12 protein-coding genes, 1 tRNA gene and 2 rRNA genes are annotated in these 20,666 nt (G+C 40.4%); 7 read left to right on the top strand and 8 right to left on the bottom strand.

The annotated features are described in order from the left end of the window. Positions 1 to 389 precede the first annotated feature (389 nt). Positions 390 to 686 carry a helix-turn-helix domain-containing protein gene (locus tag BBBE_RS05865; protein ID WP_244428363.1) on the bottom strand — a complete coding sequence of 99 codons (297 nt, stop codon included), beginning with the start codon at positions 684 to 686 and terminating at the stop codon, positions 390 to 392. 1,181 nt (positions 687 to 1,867) lie between these two features. On the opposite strand from BBBE_RS05865, the gene murJ reads away from it, so the two are divergent. The 3 genes from murJ to BBBE_RS05880 all read left to right on the top strand — a co-directional run bounded on the left by murJ (position 1,868) and on the right by BBBE_RS05880 (position 5,895). After that, positions 1,868 to 3,430: a murein biosynthesis integral membrane protein MurJ gene (murJ, locus tag BBBE_RS05870; protein ID WP_010701617.1), complete on the top strand. Its 1,563-nt coding sequence runs from the start codon at positions 1,868 to 1,870 to the stop codon at positions 3,428 to 3,430. A gap of 79 nt (positions 3,431 to 3,509) precedes the next feature. Then, positions 3,510 to 4,580 carry a tryptophan--tRNA ligase gene (trpS, locus tag BBBE_RS05875; protein WP_010701618.1) on the top strand — a complete coding sequence of 357 codons (1,071 nt, stop codon included), beginning with the start codon at positions 3,510 to 3,512 and terminating at the stop codon, positions 4,578 to 4,580. A 724-nt stretch (positions 4,581 to 5,304) separates the two neighbouring features. After that, the gene (locus BBBE_RS05880; protein ID WP_010701619.1) at positions 5,305 to 5,895 is read left to right on the top strand and encodes a NifU family protein; all 591 of its coding nucleotides are present in this window, start codon (positions 5,305 to 5,307) and stop codon (positions 5,893 to 5,895) included. 381 nt (positions 5,896 to 6,276) lie between these two features. On the opposite strand, the gene groL is transcribed toward BBBE_RS05880, so the two are convergent. Continuing rightward, positions 6,277 to 7,920, bottom strand: coding sequence for a chaperonin GroEL (gene groL, locus BBBE_RS05890; protein WP_010701620.1), 1,644 nt, complete (start codon positions 7,918 to 7,920; stop codon positions 6,277 to 6,279). 48 nt (positions 7,921 to 7,968) lie between these two features. After that, positions 7,969 to 8,265 carry a co-chaperone GroES gene (groES, locus tag BBBE_RS05895; RefSeq protein ID WP_010701621.1) on the bottom strand — a complete coding sequence of 99 codons (297 nt, stop codon included), beginning with the start codon at positions 8,263 to 8,265 and terminating at the stop codon, positions 7,969 to 7,971. Positions 8,266 to 8,491: 226 nt separating this feature from the next. Between groES and fumC the strand changes: the two genes are divergently transcribed. Then, on the top strand, positions 8,492 to 9,880 hold the full coding sequence (gene fumC / locus BBBE_RS05900; protein WP_010701622.1) for a class II fumarate hydratase: 1,389 nt from the start codon (positions 8,492 to 8,494) through the stop codon (positions 9,878 to 9,880). A gap of 66 nt (positions 9,881 to 9,946) precedes the next feature. Here fumC and BBBE_RS05905 read toward each other — a convergent pair whose 3' ends face one another. Further along, positions 9,947 to 11,575 carry an alpha-D-glucose phosphate-specific phosphoglucomutase gene (locus tag BBBE_RS05905; RefSeq protein ID WP_010701623.1) on the bottom strand — a complete coding sequence of 543 codons (1,629 nt, stop codon included), beginning with the start codon at positions 11,573 to 11,575 and terminating at the stop codon, positions 9,947 to 9,949. Positions 11,576 to 11,885: 310 nt separating this feature from the next. On the opposite strand from BBBE_RS05905, the gene BBBE_RS05910 reads away from it, so the two are divergent. Next, on the top strand, positions 11,886 to 12,410 hold the full coding sequence (locus tag BBBE_RS05910; RefSeq protein ID WP_010701624.1) for a peroxiredoxin: 525 nt from the start codon (positions 11,886 to 11,888) through the stop codon (positions 12,408 to 12,410). Between the two features lie 141 nt (positions 12,411 to 12,551). Here the strand turns inward: BBBE_RS05910 and hisS are convergent, their stop codons facing one another. Continuing rightward, entirely contained in the window at positions 12,552 to 14,027 is a 1,476-nt protein-coding gene (gene hisS / locus BBBE_RS05915) for a histidine--tRNA ligase (protein ID WP_010701625.1), read from the bottom strand. 825 nt (positions 14,028 to 14,852) lie between these two features. Between hisS and BBBE_RS05925 the strand changes: the two genes are divergently transcribed. Beyond that, entirely contained in the window at positions 14,853 to 15,788 is a 936-nt protein-coding gene (locus BBBE_RS05925) for an NAD(P)H-dependent glycerol-3-phosphate dehydrogenase (protein WP_010701626.1), read from the top strand. Between the two features lie 67 nt (positions 15,789 to 15,855). Beyond that, positions 15,856 to 16,326 carry a hypothetical protein gene (locus BBBE_RS05930; protein ID WP_022708739.1) on the top strand — a complete coding sequence of 157 codons (471 nt, stop codon included), beginning with the start codon at positions 15,856 to 15,858 and terminating at the stop codon, positions 16,324 to 16,326. An 877-nt stretch (positions 16,327 to 17,203) separates the two neighbouring features. Here the strand turns inward: BBBE_RS05930 and BBBE_RS05935 are convergent. The 3 genes from BBBE_RS05935 to BBBE_RS05945 form a co-directional block, all read right to left on the bottom strand. Beyond that, positions 17,204 to 17,279, bottom strand: a tRNA-Met gene (locus BBBE_RS05935). A gap of 113 nt (positions 17,280 to 17,392) precedes the next feature. Next, positions 17,393 to 17,508: ribosomal RNA gene (gene rrf / locus BBBE_RS05940) — 5S ribosomal RNA — on the bottom strand. 103 nt (positions 17,509 to 17,611) lie between these two features. Beyond that, positions 17,612 to 20,423, bottom strand: a 23S ribosomal RNA gene (locus BBBE_RS05945). Between the last annotated feature and the right edge of the window lie 243 nt (positions 20,424 to 20,666).

A 20,666-nucleotide genomic window follows, 5' to 3' on the forward strand; every position in this document is an offset into this window, starting at 1 on the left:
TCTGTCTTATTTTTCGTTCTATATTCAATTTTGTTTACTGTGTGACTTTTTTGCAAGATTAGTATTATTAGCAACCAACTCTTGAAATAATTATTGCTGTTTAACCTATTGAGCAGCAATTCCACTGCCAGCTTGAATGGCTTGCATCTGCTTTACACACTACCAAGCGTAGAGAAACAGATAAAACAACTGCTTATCCAAACCATGAATAAGCCAGATGATGCACAGAGCAATATTAAAACTCAATATTAAAGAGCAGCACGGTTGCCATTAATCGTTTTTGCACCATGGCCATGACTAAACAGAACCGTTATCGCCATGAGGAGTTTTTAGAAGTTCTCATGAATACTTATGAGAAAGTGTAGCGTTATATTATAATTTAAAAAGTTTTACTTCTGATCAGAAATTAATTCTAAAATTGCTTTCTGTTTTACTGGTGTAAGAATTCTAAAATTTTTTAAAAGTAGGTATTCTTCTCTGCTAGATATAATTTCATCATGATGGCAGGAAGTATTTTCTTTTGTTGCGGTATTAGGGTAAAAAAAGGAAATAGGAACATCAAATATATCAGCAATATCTTTTAAACGCCCAGCTCCTACACGATTAAACCCATTTTCATACTTTTGGATTTGTTGAAAGCTTATACCTAAATAGTTAGCTAATGTTTTTTGAGACATTCCCAACATTCTTCTTCTATATCGGATTTTTTTGCCTACAAAAATGTCATTATGAGGATTTTTTTGCACTTCTAGATCAACCCCCCGCCGGGTAGCGAGCGCCCTCGCATTGGTATTCCGGGAGTCAAAACACTGAATTCGAGTCAGCTTTTTTGCTTTTAGTGCCATAGCACCTGGACATCACAAAAACTCCCGGAATCCCGGGAACCCCATATAATAATGGGTTAATTTCTGTGCTCGAATTGTAAGGGGTTTTGAATCCCTTTTGATCGCTGCGTACACGATCAATACACTTTTTAATTTATAAAGTATTTTCAGAAAATTGGCAATAAAATAGTTTTTCAGTTTACAGAGTTTGTTTTTTAACGAAAGGCAGAAAGCCTCTTATTTTGAATGATGTACGAATAAAGTAAAGAATAATGATGCATTCATGTTTTTTGCACTTCTATCCCCCCGCCGGGTAGCGAGCGCCCTCGCATTGGTATTCCGGGAGTCAAAACACTGAATTCGAGTCAGCTTTTTTGCTTTTAGTGCCATAGCACCTGGACATCACAAAAACTCCCGGAATCGCGGGGAAAACCATAGAGTGAGTTAATCTTTGCACTTGAATTTTAGGGATTTTTGAATCCCTTTTTGATTGCTGCGTATATGATCAACACACTTTTAAACTCATAAAGTGATTTCAAAAAATTGGCAATAAAAACAGTTTTCAACTTACAGAGGTTGTTTTTTAACGAAAAGTAGAAAGCCTCTTATTTTGAATTATGTGTAAATAAAGTAAGCTCTCATTTAGTCGAAGATAACCAGGAGGCGATAGACGTAATAAGAGCGCATTATACCACTAATTCCTCCCGCTAAAAATTTAGGAAGGCAAGAGTTGACAAAAACGTGGCCAACACCAGGATAAGATTTTAAAATTTTTGTGGGAATATTTACAGAGATATCAATATTGCCATTTGTTATATCTATAGATCAATTGAAGAGAAATGATAAAAATCTATAATTAAAGTGGAGCAAATATCGCTCAAATAACTTTGATGCATTTTATTGACAGAAAGGGCAAACACCGTCATAAAATATCATGAAACTAATATGAGTGATAATATTTGCATGATTTTTCGCGATTTTTGCTCTTTTTCAAACTCTATTTTTGTTTTCCAAACATAATATATCTTACATAACACATCCTTATGAGCTTAATTAAAAAATTTATAACTGTTGCTTCTGGAACTTGCACGAGTCGTCTTTTTGGTTTTGTACGCGAAGTACTCATGGCGGCATCTTTTGGTACAGGTCCTGCTGCTGACGCATTTAATGCAGCTTTTCGTTTTCCAAACACATTTCGCCGTCTTTTTGCTGAAGGTGCTTTTAATGCGGCTTTTGTTCCCCTATTTTCAAAAAAAATTACTGAAAATGGACCAGAAAATGCACGCAAATTTGCAGAAGAGGTTTTCGGTGTTTTGTTCTCACTGCTCTTACTTTTAACCATTGTCATAGAAGTGAGTATGCCTTTTTTGGTGCGTACTGTAATTGCACCAGGGTTTGCAGAAGATGCAACAAAATTTGAGGCTACAATTCGTTTTACTGCAATCATGTTTCCCTATTTAGCGTGCATGTCTTTAGCGGCCATGATGGGGGGAATGCTCAACGCATTACAACGTTATTTTGTTGCCGCTATTGCCCCTGTCTTTTTAAATATTGTGATGATTGGCGTGCTCGCTTATGCTTGGATATTTCAGCTTGATGCTTGGCAGATTGGGCTAAACCTCTCCTGGGGGGTCATGGTCGCAGGCCTTCTTCAACTTACTTTAATTGCAATTGCTTTGCGTCAAAGTGGAATGAAAATTTCTCTACGTCTTCCTTATCTCAGCCCCAATGTTCGCCAGCTTTTAACCCTGGCATTTCCCGCTGCCATTACAGGGGGAATTACGCAAATCAATTTATTGATCAATACCAATATTGCATCCAGCCATCCGGGTGCTGTTTCTTCTTTGGTTTATGCCGATCGTCTTTATCAACTGCCATTAGGTGTTGTTGGTATTGCTGTTGCGACTGTTCTTTTACCTGAACTAACAAAAGCCTTCCGTAATAAAAATAAAAAAGAAGCCAATTATTTGCAAAACTACGCTATTGCGTTTACCCTGTTTTTAACCTTACCGGCATCGGTCTTTTTTTTCCTGATATCCAACCCCATTGTCAGTCTTTTCTTTGAACGTGGGCAATTTACAAGCCAATCAACACACACTGTTGCGCATTTGCTTGAACTTTATGGATTAGGGCTTCCAGCTTTTGTGCTGATAAAGGTCTTTATTCCCAATTTTTTTGCTCATGAAGATACAAAAACACCAATGATTTTTGCAGGCATTTGTGTTCTAATCAATATCGGTTTAGCGCTTACATTATTTCCGCTCTTGTCAGCACGTGGCATTGTGATCGCCGAAATCACCTCTGGATGGGTTAACACACTCTTGCTTTGTAGCACCCTTATCAAACGCGGTTATTGGAAATGTGATATACAACTTATCAAGTGGACTGTGTGCTTGATCATTGCCATTCTCTTAATGGCTGCATCTTTGTATTATGCGCTTGATTTTTTAGCTTTTCCTTTATCTTCACAAGCACCACTTTTCTTGCGAATAGGAACTTTAGCAGGTTTAATTTTCTCTATCCTATTGTTTTATTGTATCATCTGTTTTTTTCTTGGCATGAATTATTTCCCTTTTTTACGTAAAAATTTGAAACAACACCTATAATATCTTATTTGACTTTCAAAAAAAAATTTTACCACAACACGAAGCAACATGTATCATCATTAGAGAAAGGCTTATTCCTATGGAAACCTGCGCATCCCTCGTCTTTTCTGGTGTGCAACCAAGTGGCAATTTGCATCTTGGTAATTATCTAGGTGCAATCAAGCGTTGGGTTGAATTGCAAGCATCCCATAAATGCCTTTATTGTGTTGTGGATATGCACGCACTAACGGTTAACCCTAACCCTCTCGCCTTAGAAAGCTCCACCCGTGCAGTCACAGCAGCCTTTTTAGCTGCGGGTATTGATCCGCAAAAACATATTGTTTTCAACCAATCACGAGTCTTTCAACATGCTGAATTAGCATGGGTCTTTAACTGCATTGCCCGCATCGGCTGGCTCCAACGGATGACACAGTTTAAAGATAAAGCAGGAAAAAACCGCGAACAAGCATCACTCGGGCTTTTTGCCTATCCAAGCCTTATGGCTGCTGATATTTTACTCTATCGTGCAACACATGTTCCAGTTGGAGAAGATCAAAAGCAGCATATTGAACTTACACGGGATATTGCGCAAAAATTCAATCATGATTACGCTGAGCGTATTGCACATTTAAATGTTGGCATCTCCATACAAGAGGGGGAAAACAAGGAACAAGGCTTTTTTCCAATACCAGAGGCTCTTCTTGGTAATACCGGCATGCGTATTATGTCTTTACGTGATGGCTCAAAGAAAATGTCAAAATCAGATCCTTCAGATTTTTCGCGAATTAATTTAACTGATGATGCTGATCTTATCGTTCAAAAAATACGCAAAGCAAAAACTGACTCTGCCCCCTTACCCGATCAGCTTACCGCTTTAGAAGAGCGCCCAGAAGTTGATAATTTACTTGGTATTTATGCAGCCTTTGCGCAAACCAGTAAAGAGAAGGCTCTTTTGGAATTTGCAGGTCAACAGTTTTCGCTTTTTAAATCTGCTTTAGCTGATCTTGTCGTCCATAAATTGGCACCAATTACACAAGAATTACGCCGTCTTCATCAAGAAAATGCTTATATTGATTCCGTTTTGCATGATGGGGCTGAGCGTGCTAGCTTATTGGCAGAAAACACAATGAAACATGTTCGTGAAATTGTTGGTTTTGTACACAAACCATAAACAATAAACTTTGACTGAAAATTGAAAAAAGCTATAGCCGGTATCGTCCTTTCACGAAATACCAAGAAACGATCTACAGTACTATATATGAAAAAACATGTGAACTGTTCTTGATAAATGACCAAGCTACCAACAAACCATTGTTGTTCATGACATAGCACAAAAAAGACAAATGCACCAATATACACTTATGAAAATATGGGTATTGCTTTTGGGTGTCATTTTGATTGTAAACATGTTTTAGATTTTGGTGCATTACTTCAACTTCAAACGACAAGTACCAATTAAACGAGAGGGGCAAATTTGCGCTTGATGCGAAACCTACGGCTTCTTATCGCTCCTTGTTAGTTAAGTGCATCTAGTCCCTCAAGTGCTGCTCCATATTTTCTTCATGAAAAAACAAACGCTTGAAACGTGTATTTTAAACCTTTAAATTAGAAGTTCTATGAGTAAAATTATTGATGCACGCAAGTTCAAAAAAATTTATAGATTTGCAAATTGATTAACAAATATCAAGATATTGCTACCATGTCTTACCTTCTCATGATAACATAAAAGAGATAGGCCTATTTAAATATTTAATCGTCAACTAGGAAGGCAGTTTATCCTTGTTATCGTGCTTTAAACGATCTTTGGGATAAAAATATTGAAGAAGATTATATCAATACTTAAGCTTTTTTGCGTTAATTGTTTTCTTAAAGCTTGTGAAACAAAAGGATAATGTATGTTTATTCAAACTGAAACCACACCAAACCCTGCAACACTTAAATTTTTACCAGGCCGTGTGGTTCTTGATAAAGGTGTATTAGAGTTTCACAACAGCAAAGAAGCTGATCAAAATTCACCCCTTGCTGCTAAACTGTTTACAATTCCAAACGTCAGCAGTGTTCTTTTAGGATATGATTTTATTGCTGTAACAAAAAATGCAGGAGAATGGCAACACCTCAAACCAGCGATCTTGGGTACAATTATGGAACATTTTCTTTCCAATGACCCCACTGTTACCACTGATGCCGCTCTCCAAACACACCCCCCTGCAATTCATGAAGAATTTTATGACGAAAAAGATGCAGATATTGTCATGACAATCAAAGAGATTCTTGAAACACGTGTTCGCCCAGCTGTTGCCAATGATGGTGGGGACATTACTTTTCGTGGCTTTGAGAATGGCATTGTTTATTTAAATATGCGCGGTGCGTGCGCCGGGTGTCCATCTTCAACAGCCACACTTAAACACGGGATTGAAAATCTTTTACGCCATTTTATTCCAGAAGTTTTGGGCGTTGAAGCCATACCGCAAGAGGTTGCTCTATAAACTTGCAAGTAATGCGGTAAGCAAAAAAAAGAAGCCATTTTGTATAAAGATCGTATACAAATCATTTGCTGAAAATCATTTGTTGAAAGCTAAGGGAACTGTTATCATTTATCAAAACTATACTTATCAGCAATCTAAATATAAGAGGGACAATAGATCGGAAATTGAACAGAACCCAAAAGTTTGCATTACACAAAAACTTGCATTATACGAAGATCAAAAAAAGCGTGCATAAATCAAAGCTGTAAATATAAAAATGCTTAAAGAATATAAGAGCGCCTGATAATATACATGCATGCTTTTAAAGTACTTATAAACCTTCAAAACAATAAAAAAACGGGCCATCTGGCCCGTTTCTTTTTACCTATGGGTTTAAGGCGCTTAGAAATCCATTCCGCCCATTCCACCCATTCCGCCGCCGCCCATTGGAGGCATTGGAGTTTCTTTTTTCGGAAGTTCAGCAACCATTGCTTCTGTAGTGATAAGAAGGCTGGCAATCGATGCAGCATTTTGCAAAGCTGAACGTACAACTTTAACTGGATCAACGATCCCCAGTGAAATCAAATCACCAAATTGACCTGTTGCGGTGTTGTAACCAAAAGTGTCTGAACTATTTTCAAGAACTTTGCCAACAATAATCGCTGCTTCTTCACCAGCATTGGTAGCAATTTGACGTGCTGGTGCTTGAAGAGCACGACGAACAATATTGATACCAGCTTCTTGGTCTGCATTATTTCCTTTAACCGTAAGCGCGTTGGCAGCCCGCAAGAGTGCAGTTCCACCACCAGCAACAATACCTTCTTCCACCGCTGCACGCGTTGCATTCAAGGCATCATCAACACGATCTTTCTTTTCTTTTACTTCAACTTCTGTTGCACCACCAACACGAATAACGGCAACACCACCAGCAAGTTTAGCAAGTCTTTCTTGCAGTTTTTCGCGATCATAGTCAGAAGTTGTTTCTTCGATCTGTGCCTTAATCTGGCTTACACGAGCACTAATTTGTGCTTTTTGTCCAGAACCATCAACGATGGTTGTGTTTTCTTTAGAAATATGCACTTTCTTTGCACGGCCCAGCATATCTAAAGTAACATTTTCAAGTTTAATGCCAACATCTTCAGAAATAACCTGACCTGATGTCAAAATTGCAATATCTTCTAACATCGCTTTACGGCGGTCACCAAAGCCTGGTGCTTTAACAGCACAAATCTTCAAACCACCACGCAATTTATTAACCACAAGCGTTGCCAAAGCTTCACCTTCCACATCTTCAGCAATAATGAGAAGAGGCTTACCAGACTGAACAACAGCTTCAAGAACAGGAAGCAAGGATTGCAAATTAGACAATTTCTTTTCATGAATAAGGATGTAAGGATCGTCAAGATCAGCCACCATTTTTTCAGCATTTGTGACAAAATAAGGTGAAAGATATCCACGATCAAACTGCATACCTTCAACGACTTCTAATTCCGTTTCAGCAGTTTTTGCTTCTTCCACAGTGATAACACCTTCATTACCAACTTTTTCCATAGCATCAGCAATGATTTTACCAATTTCTGAAGCACCATTCGCAGAAATCGTTCCTACTTGTGCTATTTCAGCAGAAGTTTGAATCTTTTTTGCTTTTTTGAAAAGGCTTTCAACAACTTCTGCAACAGCAGAATCGATCCCACGCTTCAGATCCATTGGGTTCATGCCAGCAGCAACAGCTTTTATACCTTCTTGCACAATAGCTTGCCCCAAAACAGTTGCTGTTGTTGTTCCATCACCAGCAATATCATTGGTTTTTGAAGCAACTTCACGCAACATTTGTGCGCCCATATTTTCAAACTTGTCTTCAAGTTCGATTTCTTTTGCAACCGACACACCATCTTTTGTGATACGAGGTGCACCAAATGATTTATCAATCACCACATTACGGCCTTTAGGACCGAGTGTTACCTTAACAGCATTAGCAAGGATATCAACACCACGCACCAAGCGCTCACGTGCTTCACGGCCAAATTTGACTTCTTTAGCAGCCATTTAATTTCTCCTTGGATATAAATAAACGAAACAAATTGAGAAAATGGATTAACCCAAAATCCCCATAATGTCGGATTCTTTCATGATTAAGAGTTCTTCACCATTAATCTTCACTTCGGTTCCAGACCATTTCCCAAATAAGATTCGGTCTCCTGCTTTAACTTCTAGAGGCACGCGCTTCCCATTATTATCGAGAGCACCATTGCCAACAGCGATCACCTCACCTTCTTGAGGTTTTTCTTTTGCTGTATCGGGGATAATAATCCCACCAGCGGTTTTATTTTCAGATTCAACCCGACGAACGACAACACGATCGTGAAGTGGGCGGAATTGTGTGTTAGCCATGTTTTAAACCCTTAAAACTTAGTATAACTGATTAATCTTAAATTTTATTAGCACTCTGTAGTTGCGAGTGCTAATTTATAAATTTTATATAAAAACATTGATCCGCAATGTCAAGGATTCTAAATAAAATAATTTATTTTATATTGATTCTAACGGACTCTTTGATTCTGGTCGAAAAATGCTTATCTTTTACTAAATCAATAAATATATATTAAGGGATTGTATGATGCTTAAAACACGCCAAGAAACCGATAGTTTGGGGACAGTTTCAGTTCCTCATGATCGTTATTGGGGAGCGCAAACAGAACGTTCTCGACATAATTTCAATATTGGCTCAGAAAAACAGCCTCTCTCATTGATCTACGCTTTAAGTCTTATCAAAAAGACAGCAGCTCTTGTGAATATGCAAAAAGGAAAGCTTCCGCAAGACATAGGGCAAGCAATTGTCACTGCCGCTGATGAAGTGCTTTCTGGTGCATTTGATACGCATTTCCCCCTAGCGGTTTGGCAAACAGGTTCTGGCACACAAAGCAATATGAACGTCAATGAAGTAATCGCCAATCGTGCTAACGTACTTTTAGGGGGAACACTTGGTAGCAAAGCACCCGTACATCCCAATGACCACGTGAATATGAGCCAATCGTCAAATGATTCTTTTCCCACAGCGCTTCATATTGCCACCACACTGCAAACACGCCAACATTTTTTTCCAATCCTTGATACTCTTATTGCCAGTCTTCAAACAAAAGAAGAAGAATTTGCAGACATCATAAAATTGGGACGCACGCATACGCAAGATGCCACCCCCCTTACTTTGGGGCAAGAATTTTCAGGCTATCGCGCTGCACTAGAAGCTAACCGTCAACGCATTGAAATGGCTCTTACTGATGTTCAAATGCTTGCCCAAGGGGGAACAGCTGTTGGAACAGGTCTCAATGCACCAAAAGGATTTGATGTTGCATTTGCTGAAACGATTAGTCCACTTACAGGGGTAACTTTCACAACTGCTAATAATAAATTTGAAGCTCTTGCCCACCACGGAGCCCTTGCAAACTTCCATGGAAGCTTGAACGCATTGGCAGCTGATTTATTCAAAATTGCAAATGATATCCGTTTCTTAGGATCAGGACCACGTTCAGGCCTTGGTGAATTAAGCCTTCCAGAAAATGAACCCGGCTCTTCCATTATGCCAGGAAAAGTCAACCCAACCCAATGTGAAGCCTTAAGTATGGTTGCATGCCAAGTCTTTGGAAATCAGACTAGTGTGACCTTTGCTGCAAGCCAAGGCCATTTTGAACTAAATGCATTCAAACCTGTTATCGGTTATAATGTTCTGCAGTCTCTTTCTCTTCTTGGTGATTCCATGCACTCTTTCGATATTAATTGCATCAAAGGGCTGCGTGCTAATAAGAATCATATCCAATCCCTTCTCGAGCGCTCTCTCATGCTTGTTACCGCTCTTGCACCAGAAATTGGTTACGAAAAAGCCGCCGACATTGCAAAAACAGCTCATAAAAATGGAACAACCTTACGGGAAGAAGCTTTAAAAGCCGGAATTACCGAAGCTGACTATGACCGACTAGTTGATCCACAGAAAATGATCCACCCACAATAAGGCTATTTTATGGTATTGATGAATTTTTGTCATTATGAATAATAGTTTTAATATCAACGATATATTTTATGTTATAATATCAGGCTGTTCGCGGCCCAAATAGTCTTTTATTTTTAACAATTCAAGCGCTGCTAAAAATAAAGGTTGAAGTACTTTTTGCAGATCTTGAGTGTATTTGCGGGGGATGTTTTTATATTGTTCGAGATAAATGCGTACAGTTGCACCCCCCGTTCCTGTTCCAGATAAACGCACGACAAGCCGTGCTCCATTTTCAAAAAACACCCGCACCCCCTGCCTTACACTAATACTATCATCAATTGGGTCATGATACGCAAAATCATCACAGTGAGTCACAATCAACCCAGCAATCTTTGTCCCCGCTAAGGGCAACTGCGCACGCAAATGTTCCATCATCACATAAGCTTTTTGTGCTTCAACATTCTCATAATCATAGCGTGAATAATAAAAACGCCCGTACTTGTGCCAATGTCTTTGCATAATTTGCGCTACAGTCTGCCCTGTTAGAGCCAAAAGGTTCAACCAAAATAATACAGCCCATAAACCGTCCTTTTCACGCACATGATGTGAACCCGTTCCAAAGCTTTCCTCACCACACAGGGTAACTTTTCCAGCATCTAAAAGTGTGCCAAAAAATTTCCATCCTGTTGGCGTTTCAAAAAGACTAATCCCCTTTTCTTGTGCCACAAGGTCAGCAGCACGCCCTGTTGGCATTGAACGTGCAATCCCAGCAATACCCTGGTGATACCCTTTTATCAGGTGTGCATGTTCTGCCATAATAGCCAGTGAATCAGAAGGCGTGATAAATTGTTTGCGACCAATGATAAGATTGCGATCACCATCACCATCAGAAGCAGCACCAAGATCAGGCCCTTGATCAGACATGAGCAAATGATAAAGATCCTTTGCATGAACCAAATTGGGATCGGGATGAGAGCCCCCAAAATCTGGCAAAGGTGTTCCATTGACTACTGTTCCTTGAGGAAAATTTAAGCGCTTTTCAAAAATTTCTTGTGCATAAGGCCCTGTGACTGCATGCATAGCATCAAATCGTAAGGTTAAACCTTTTTTCACCGCCTGACAAATGCAGTCAAAATCAAAAAGCTCTTCCATTAAAGCAGCATAATCTGCCACAGGGTCGATAACATCTACCTGCATAGAACCGATAAAGCTTTGCCCCTGTGTTTCTAAATCAATGTCTGGAGCTTCAACAATTTTATAAGAAGAAAGGCGTTGCGATGCTGCAAAAATAGCATCACACAAACAATCAGGCGCCGGACCACCATTGGAAATATTATATTTTATACCACAATCACCATTTACACCACCAGGATTGTGACTTGCTGATAAAATAATACCCCCATGTGCATGATATTTGCGAATAAGGTGCGACACAGCAGGTGTTGATAAAATTCCCCCTCTTCCCACCTTAATACAGCCCACACCGTTTGCAGCTGCCATTTTTAACACAAGCTGAATAAGGGTGTCGTTTAAATAGCGCCCATCCCCACCAAGGATGAGTAATTTTCCCTCAAGAGGTCCAACACTATTAAAAATGGACTGAATAAAATTTTCAACATAATGGGGCTGCTGAAAAACCGACACTTTTTTACGTAAACCAGATGTTCCAAGTTTTTGATCATGAAAAGCCGTTGTCAAAACAGTGTTGACGATCATGGAAATAACCTTCCTCTTATTTTCTCAACTTTAAAGGGAACATCTGCTACAACCAACATCTCATCAAATAGCTGTCTACGCAAAAACTTCCCCTAGCATCTTTTTTAGCAGTGCCTTTTGTCAAATGACCATCCCCTTGGTAGCTCCTGTTATTTAAGGGGTTATCATTTGATGAAGCTTTCATTCACTTTTTATCCAAACATGAAATACTTGCAAATTTGTCACAATCTACTACACTCCCAATATTCGTCATTGAAAAACAAAAATCGTTTTTGCAATACAATCCCAAAAGGCTTATAGGAGCGTAATTATGATAAAAAAACAAGTTCCCAATGTAACTTTCCACACACGTGTACGGGATGAATCAGTTGGCGGGGATAATCCTTACCGGTGGCAAGATGTCAATAGTGACACTTACTTTAAAGGGAAACGGGTTATTCTTTTTTCTCTCCCCGGAGCATTTACACCCACTTGTTCAACCTTTCAGCTTCCTGATTTTGAAAAACTTTATGACGAATTTAAAAAAGTCGGTATTGATGAAATTTACTGCCTCTCCGTCAATGATTCCTTTGTCATGAATGCCTGGGGTCAAAAGCAAGGTATTAAAAATGTGAAATTGATCCCTGATGGTTCAGGCGAATTTACCCGCAAAATGGGAATGCTGGTTGCTAAAGACAATGTGGGCTTTGGAATGCGCTCATGGCGTTATGCCGCGGTTATTAATGATGGGGTTATTGAACATTGGTTTGAAGAAAAAGGCTATTCAGATAATTGCCCCACAGACCCATACGAAGTTTCATCCCCCCAACATATTTTAAAAACACTTCAAGGTTAAGTGCACACAACAAAGATCACTTCTTTAAAGAAGATTACATTTTTTAAGATGCACATTAAGACAGCATAAATCACCTTACATTAAGGAATTTATGCTGTTTTTGTTTTTAAACCTATATGGAACCTTAAAAAACAAAGACATCTACCATCCTTGTTTTTCCAAAATATCCTTTACTGCTTGAACCATTTCACTTTCCTTAACGGTTATTTGCGCTGGGCGGCTTTCACGCCATGTTTGATTATCTTCAATTTCAGTAGCTAAACGTGCACCTTCCACTAAATCTTTGATTTGGACTTCTTTACGCTCGCGTTCTTGTGACCCTTGAATCACCACACAAGGTGCACGGCGTCGATCTGCATATTTCATTTGTGCCTTAATACCTGCCTCCCCTAAATATACTTCAGATCGAATATCCGCATTGCGCAATTGCATCACCATGTTTTGATAACGTGCAGCGCTGCCTGGCTCTTGATCCATCATCAACACCACAACTGGGCCTGTCTTTTCCTCCACAGAAAATGTCCCATGGCTTTGCAAAATTGCTATTAAACGTGACAAACCAATTGAAAAACCCGTTGCGGGGACATTGTCATTGCGAAAGCGTGCAATCAACCCATCATAGCGCCCACCTCCACCAATAGATCCAAAGGTAAGCTTTTCCCCGTACTTATTGCAGAATTCAGCTTCAAAAACAGGCCCCGTATAATAGTCCAACCCTCGTACAACCGATGGATCAATCCTCATACAGTCCTCATAATCGTTTTTGACAAAAATTTCCTGCATTTCCTCAAGCTCACGCATCCCTTCACGCCCACGAGGATGATGACCAACTATGTTTTTGAGAAACGTTATTGTTTTTTCCAAAGTCTGAAACTTCGCATCCAACAAGCCAAGGATATACTCAATCTGGTCGTTAGTTAGTTCCGCTCCTTTCGTGAAATCACCGCTTTCATCCAAACGGCCCTCCCCTAAAAGCGAATATACACCTCCACAACCAAGTCGATCAAACTTATCGATAGCCCTAAAAACAGTTAAGCGTTTGCCAGCTTGTTTCTCCCCCCCCAAACCAAGATTTTCTAAAACAGCATCTAAAATTTTCCGATTATTCAGCCGAATGACATAATTACGACGCGACATTCCTAATTTTTCTAAACTATCTGCTGCCATCATACATATTTCTGCATCTGCTGCCACCGTTGATGCCCCTACAATATCAGCATCCAACTGCATAAATTGACGAAAGCGCCCTGGCCCTGGCTTGTCATTACGAAAGACATGTCCAAAACGATAGCTGCGATAAGGTTTTGGTAAAACTTCAAAATTCTCAGCAACATAGCGAGCAAGAGGCGCTGTGAGATCATAGCGCAAAGACATCCATTGTTCATCATCATCTTGTAAAGAAAACACACCTGCATTCGGGCGATCTACATCAGGCAAAAACTTTCCAAGCGCATCTGTATATTCAAAAATCGGTGTTTCAAGCGCTTCAAAACCGTAAAGTTCATAAACTTCACGTATCTGAGCCGTCATTGTCTCAAGCTCTTGTAACTCTAAACCCGTGTAATCAACAAAACCCCGTGGTAAACGCGCTTTAGTTTTTTTTTGTTTCGTAGACATGATGTTTCTCTATTCAGCAATGTATGTTTGCATAACCCTGTTTTCGCGAACGATCATGTCTAGCCCATCAAAATGAACGCCGCAATAACTTTATATAACCCGTGGTTATAGACAATGATTTGGTTTTTAACCTCACAAAACAATATACCCCCATTATCATCAGTTTCTGCTCACACACCAAAGCATCACCCAACATGTTCAAGATTTGGCTGCACTGTATTCCTCTTTTTGTCTCTATATTTACGTATAACCTCATGTTCGCGGCATAAGATGCCATTGTATTTACAATAAATGCCGCAGTAACTTTATACATTTAAGGTTGATACACACCATCACCCCTCCTTCATCACTTTGCCATCATGCTGCCATTGTGTTGCTATCACGTTGCTTTTCCCTCAACAATCAGGCCACTATTAAACCGATTCCATTTTGTCAAAAACTTTCTAAGCTCGTAGCAAAATTTCAAACGATAGATATTTATGACACAGGTGTCTTACTACTGTTTCAAGAAATCTTTTTTGTCTTAAGAAATTCTTTTCTACATCAATACGCAAAGAGCAGACGCGCTATTTTAATCAAATTAAAACTGTTCTAAAGTGATAAAAATTTGGTAAAAAAATTGCAAAATTAAATAAAACCCTCCTTCTCTTAAGAAAACAAATAGTATCAAATTTTTTTAATCAACATTGACAACTATTCAAAAAATACTATTCATCATAAAAATGCTCTTTTCTTAACTAAGAAAACACATATTTTCCCTATCCTAAAAGATGCGTTTGCAGTGTATGAGATGAAATATCGTCTTTAAAGGACTTAAGGAATAAAATGAAAATAACAATTTTTGGCGGTGGAATTTGGGGAAAAGCTCTTGCATTTGCTTTTGCACATAAAAATGAAGTCTGCATTGTTTCAAGACGTGATATCACCCCTGCATTAGACCCTTTAAATAAAATATTGAGTAAAAATTCTCATTCAATTATTTCACAATGTTCTTTAAATGAGAGCTTAGATTCTACACTTTTTGTCATTGCTATTAGTGTTCAAGCTTTAAGAGAATGGTTTGCTTGCACATCTTTGAAAAAAGACTCAAAAATACTTATCACAAGTAAGGGAATTGAGGAAAATACAGGAGCATTTGTCAGTCACATTGCCAAAGATTTCATTTCTCCAGAAAATCTTTGTTTTTTAGCAGGTCCAAGCTTTGCTAAAGAAATTATTCTCAGTCTGCCATGTGCCTTAACTATTCATTCGCACAATTTTACCCTTGCTCAAGAATTTGCAAGCAAAATGCCTGACTTTATCAAACCCTATATTGAAAATGACATCATTGGTGGAGAAGTGGCAAGTGCGTATAAAAATGTCATTGCCATAGCGGGTGGAATTTGTGACGGATTGCAATTAGGTCAGAATGCTAAAGCATCTCTTCTATCACGTGGACTGGTAGAAATGTATCAATTTGCAGAATATTTTGGTGCCAAAATGCAAACTTTCCTAGGGCTTTCTGGTGCAGGTGATCTATTCTTAACAGCAAATTCTCTGCTTTCTAGAAATTACCGTGTTGGGTTAGGATTAGCACAAAACAAACCTTTACAAAATATTTTAAGCGAGCTAGGTGGAATAGCCGAAGGCATCAAAACTTCTAATGCAATCACTCAAATTGCCCAAAAAAAAGGAATTTACGCACCTATCGCTACAGAAATTCAAAAAATCATTCAAGGCAAAAACCCTTTAGAAAGTATGAGCGCTTTGATGAAAAGGTGACTTTAAAATAAAGTTCTAACAAAGAAATTTTATTCAATAAGTTATCAGCTTTTTAGATGCTAATCATTTGAAGAGAGTTTATGAAGAGAGCTTATCTGATATAGATTCTATTGTTAAAGCTTTGCTGCATAATCCTTCAGGTTATTCTGTCTATCTTAAGAAACTAGGTGATCGTTTGTCTAGCCGGCTTGAAACGATTACAGCTGATATTGATCGTGATGATGTTGTGCGTGGACTTATGAACAACGGTATGACCCAAGCTGAAGCTGAACACACTGCAGATCATGCCATCAGTGTTTATCACACAGCAAGATCACAAACTGAGCAGGCGATCAAAAGCTTCAACCAACAAATCGACAACCTGTCTCATCACCTTGAACAAACAGCAAAGAGCGCGCAGAACTTTGCCGATCAAGCAATTGGAACAGCTTCTACAATTGGATGGTGGAGCTTTTTAGGCAGCCTTATTGGCGCTGTTATAGCAACTGTATGCGGCTATTACGGTGCCAAAAGCCGTAAACATTGCTGCCTTTTTTAAAAGCTTTGCTAAAAAAAGCACAATGGATCATACTTGATCATCACAACAAGAAAGCTGCTATAAATTAGCAGCTTTTTTAGTTCACAAAGAAAAGCAACTTTTCTAGCATTTTAAAATATTCTGCTTGAGATACCCACCACATCCACCTTTTTTGGAACAATATAAACGAGAACTCTTTAATTATAGTGTAGCGGTACACATCACTTAAATGACGCTGTTAAACCATATTCCCAAGATAGAGTTAAGTGAGTAAAGCTAACAAAACACTTTCCTCTCTTTTCATTAAGATTTTTTGTCTTAGTGGAAAGGATATGATAGCTAGAGTGATAAGCGAGAACGCAAAATGATCTTCACAACATATGACACAATGTTTTTGTAAAATAAAGAAATACTAAGAATTTAAATTAGAACTGAAGTACTAGCCTATACCAACATTCATAGTGGCACCATAGTCATTCATTTTATAAATTAAACCTTATAGCTTTATATTGTAGTTTTCAACTTGAACGGATTACCAAACAACCACGCAGCAACACCCTTTTAGGACGTTTTTAATCTGTGCAGAAATAAGGAGAGACGTTTTGTGCTCTATCATTTTGAGCCATCCCCTCCCATTTGTAGTTATGTTGAGAGAACACCACAGATAGCCTCTCACTTTTAAAGGCGGGCCAGACTATACAAAGATTGTGTATTGAAAAGCTTATGTATTGATTTGTCAAATGAGAAGAGAGTTTGTAGAGAAACGGTCAGATAAGGATATTTCACAGCCGATATGAAGTTTAACAGTAAAGTATGTTAAAGCCTCTCATAAGAAGCAATTATTGATTTCCTATAGTGATATTTTTGGGTAGAGAGTGGAAATGTTGTTAGGCATTTTTGGTTGCGGGGCAGGATTTGAACCTGCGGCCTTCAGGTTATGAGCCTGACGAGCTACCGGGCTGCTCCACCCCGCGCCATTGAAGAGATACCACAGTTATTGTGACGATGACATTTTTGTAACAAAATCACTTGGACTGAAGACCTCTATTGGAAACTGTTTGAGAAGACCATTGTATGTTTTTAACAGACCTGGCAGTGACTTACTCTCCCGTGCCTTAAGACACAGTACCATCAGCGCTGGAACGTTTCACGGCCGAGTTCGGGATGGGGATCGGGTGCAGGCGCTCCGCCATAACCACCAAGTCAGCTAAGAACATATCAAGGAATGAGAACTGGTTTTTTGCTTAGATTTTTGTTTTGTTTTATTTTTGAGATTTTTATTTTAGCATGAATATAGGGAATGGGAACGATCAAGCCTATCGAACGATTAGTATCAGTAAGCTTCATATGTTACCACACTTCCACACCTGACCTATCAACGTGGTGATCTTCCACGGTTCTCAGGGAATACTCGTTTTCAGGTGGGTTTCCCGCTTAGATGCTTTCAGCGGTTATCCCGTCCGTATATAGCTACCCTGCTATGCGGCTGGCGCCACAACAGGTCCACCAGAGATACGTCCATCCCGGTCCTCTCGTACTAGGGACAGATCCTGTCAATATTCCTACACCCACGGCAGATAGGGACCGAACTGTCTCACGACGTTCTGAACCCAACTCACGTACCGCTTTAAATGGCGAACAGCCATACCCTTGGGACCTGCTCCAGCCCCAGGATGCGATGAGTCGACATCGAGGTGCCAAACAACCCCGTCGATATGAACTCTTGGGGGTCATCAGCCTGTTATCCCCGGCGTACCTTTTATCCGTTGAGCGATGGCCCTTCCACACGGGACCACCGGATCACTATGACCGTCTTTCGACTCTGTTCGACTTGTCAGTCTCACAGTCAGGCAGGCTTATGCCATTGCACTCAACGAACGATTTCCGACCGTTCTGAGCCTACCTTCGCGCGCCTCCGTTACTCTTTAGGAGGCGACCGCCCCAGTCAAACTACCCACCATACACTGTCTTGAATCCGGATAACGGACTGCAGTTAGACATCCATATCGATAAGGGTGGTATTTCAAGGGTGACTCCACAAGAGCTGACGCCCTTGCTTCAAAGTCTACCACCTATCCTACACAGATAGACACAAATGCCAGTGTAAAGCTATAGTAAAGGTGCACGGGGTCTTTCCGTCTAACCGCAGGAACCCCGCATCTTCACGGGGAATTCAATTTCACTGAGTCTACGTTGGAGACAGCGGGGAAGTCGTTACGCCATTCGTGCAGGTCGGAACTTACCCGACAAGGAATTTCGCTACCTTAGGACCGTTATAGTTACGGCCGCCGTTTACTGGGGCTTCAATTTGATGCTTGCACATCTCCTCTTAACCTTCCAGCACCGGGCAGGCGTCAGACCCTATACATCGTCTTGCGACTTCGCAGAGCCCTGTGTTTTTGGTAAACAGTCGCTACCCCCTGGTCTGTGCCACCCTTTAACGGTTGCCCGCAAAAGGGTCACGCTTCTTCCGAAGTTACGCGTGCAATTTGCCGAGTTCCTTCAACGTAGTTCTCTCAAGCGCCTTGGTATTCTCTACCTGTCCACCTGTGTCGGTTTCGGGTACGGTCTATACGTGGGAGCTATTTCCTGGGACTGCTTCACTGCAAGATCAATCCAATAAGACCTTACAATATATGCAATCCGTCACTTCCCACAGGTCCACGAATATTAACGTGGTTCCCATCGACTACGCCTTTCGGCCTCGCCTTAGGGGCCGACTCACCCTGCTCAGATTAACTTTAAGCAGGAACCCTTGGACTTTCGGCGAGGGAGTCTCTCACTCCCTTTATCGTTACTCATGTCAGCATTCTCACTTCCGATACCTCCAGGAGCTCTCACGAGTCTCCCTTCACAGGCTTACGGAACGCTCCGCTACCACTTACTCATAAGAGTAAATCCACAGCTTCGGTGTATGGCTTTAGCCCCGTTACATTTTCGGCGCAAAGACCCTTATTTAGACCAGTGAGCTGTTACGCTTTCTTTAAATGATGGCTGCTTCTAAGCCAACATCCTGGTTGTTTTGGGATCCTCACATCCTTTCCCACTTAGCCATAACTTAGGGACCTTAGATGGTGGTTAGGGTTGTTGCCCTTTCCACGACGGACGTTAGCACCCGCCGTGTGTCTGCCAGTGAGTTCTTCCAGGTATTCGGAGTTTGGTTAGGTTTGGTAATCCGGTGAGGACCCCTAGCCCATCCAGTGCTCTACCCCCTGGAGAATTACACTAACGCTCTACCTAAATAGATTTCGCGGAGAACCAGCTATTTCCGAGTTTGATTGGCCTTTCACCCCTAGCCACAAGTCATCCCAATCTATTGCAACAGATACGGGTTCGGCCCTCCAGTAAGTGTTACCTTACCTTCAGCCTGCTCATGGCTAGATCACTCGGTTTCGGGTCTAATCCAACGAACTGAACGCCCTATTCAGACTCGCTTTCGCTACGCCTACACCTATCGGCTTAAGCTTGCTCGTTAGACTAAGTCGCTGACCCATTATACAAAAGGTACGCCGTCACCCAGAACGTATCTTGGGCTCCGACTGTTTGTAGGCATCCGGTTTCAGGTACTTTTTTCACTCCCCTTGTCGGGGTACTTTTCACCTTTCCCTCACGGTACTGGTTCGCTATCGGTCATGCACGAGTACTTAGGCTTGGATCGTGGTCGACCCATGTTCAGACAGGATTTCACGTGTCCCGCCCTACTCAAGGACTTAAGTCAGATTTACGTATACGGGACTATCACCCTCTTTGGTTCGACTTTCCAGTCGATTCTACTTTTCTAAAACTTAAGCCACTGGCCTGGTCCGCTTTCGCTCGCCACTACTAACGGAGTCTCGTTTGATGTCCTTTCCTACAGGTACTTAGATGTTTCAGTTCCCTGCGTTCGCTTCTTACACCCTATATATTCAGGTGAAGATACCTTTTTACTGATAACGAGAAACCTAAACTGTTTTTTCAAAACAGCTTAATGTTTTTCGCTATCAAAGGTGGGTTGCCCCATTCGGAAATCTACGGATCAAAGGGTATTCGCACCTCCCCGTAGCTTATCGCAGCGTATCACGTCCTTCATCGCCTGTGCATGCCAAGGCATCCACCAAATGCCCTTAAGACACTTGATCGTTCTCATTGCCAATATTCATTTACTGTTTATTGTGTAGTTTATTTTATGCCACTTATTCACTTTCACTTTGCACTACGGTATACCCCGTGTCCATTTTGTACTCATGCCCATTTATATATACTCATATATATATGCTCACTTCGTACCACTGTGTTTATTTTGTGACACTGTTTTTGTAACACTCTTTATCGTGTTTTCAATAAACAAAAATATCAGCAGAAAGACCAGTTTCTCGAGATAT

This window comes from Bartonella bovis 91-4, assembly GCF_000384965.1.
In the GTDB taxonomy this organism is placed as follows: domain Bacteria; phylum Pseudomonadota; class Alphaproteobacteria; order Rhizobiales; family Rhizobiaceae; genus Bartonella; species Bartonella bovis.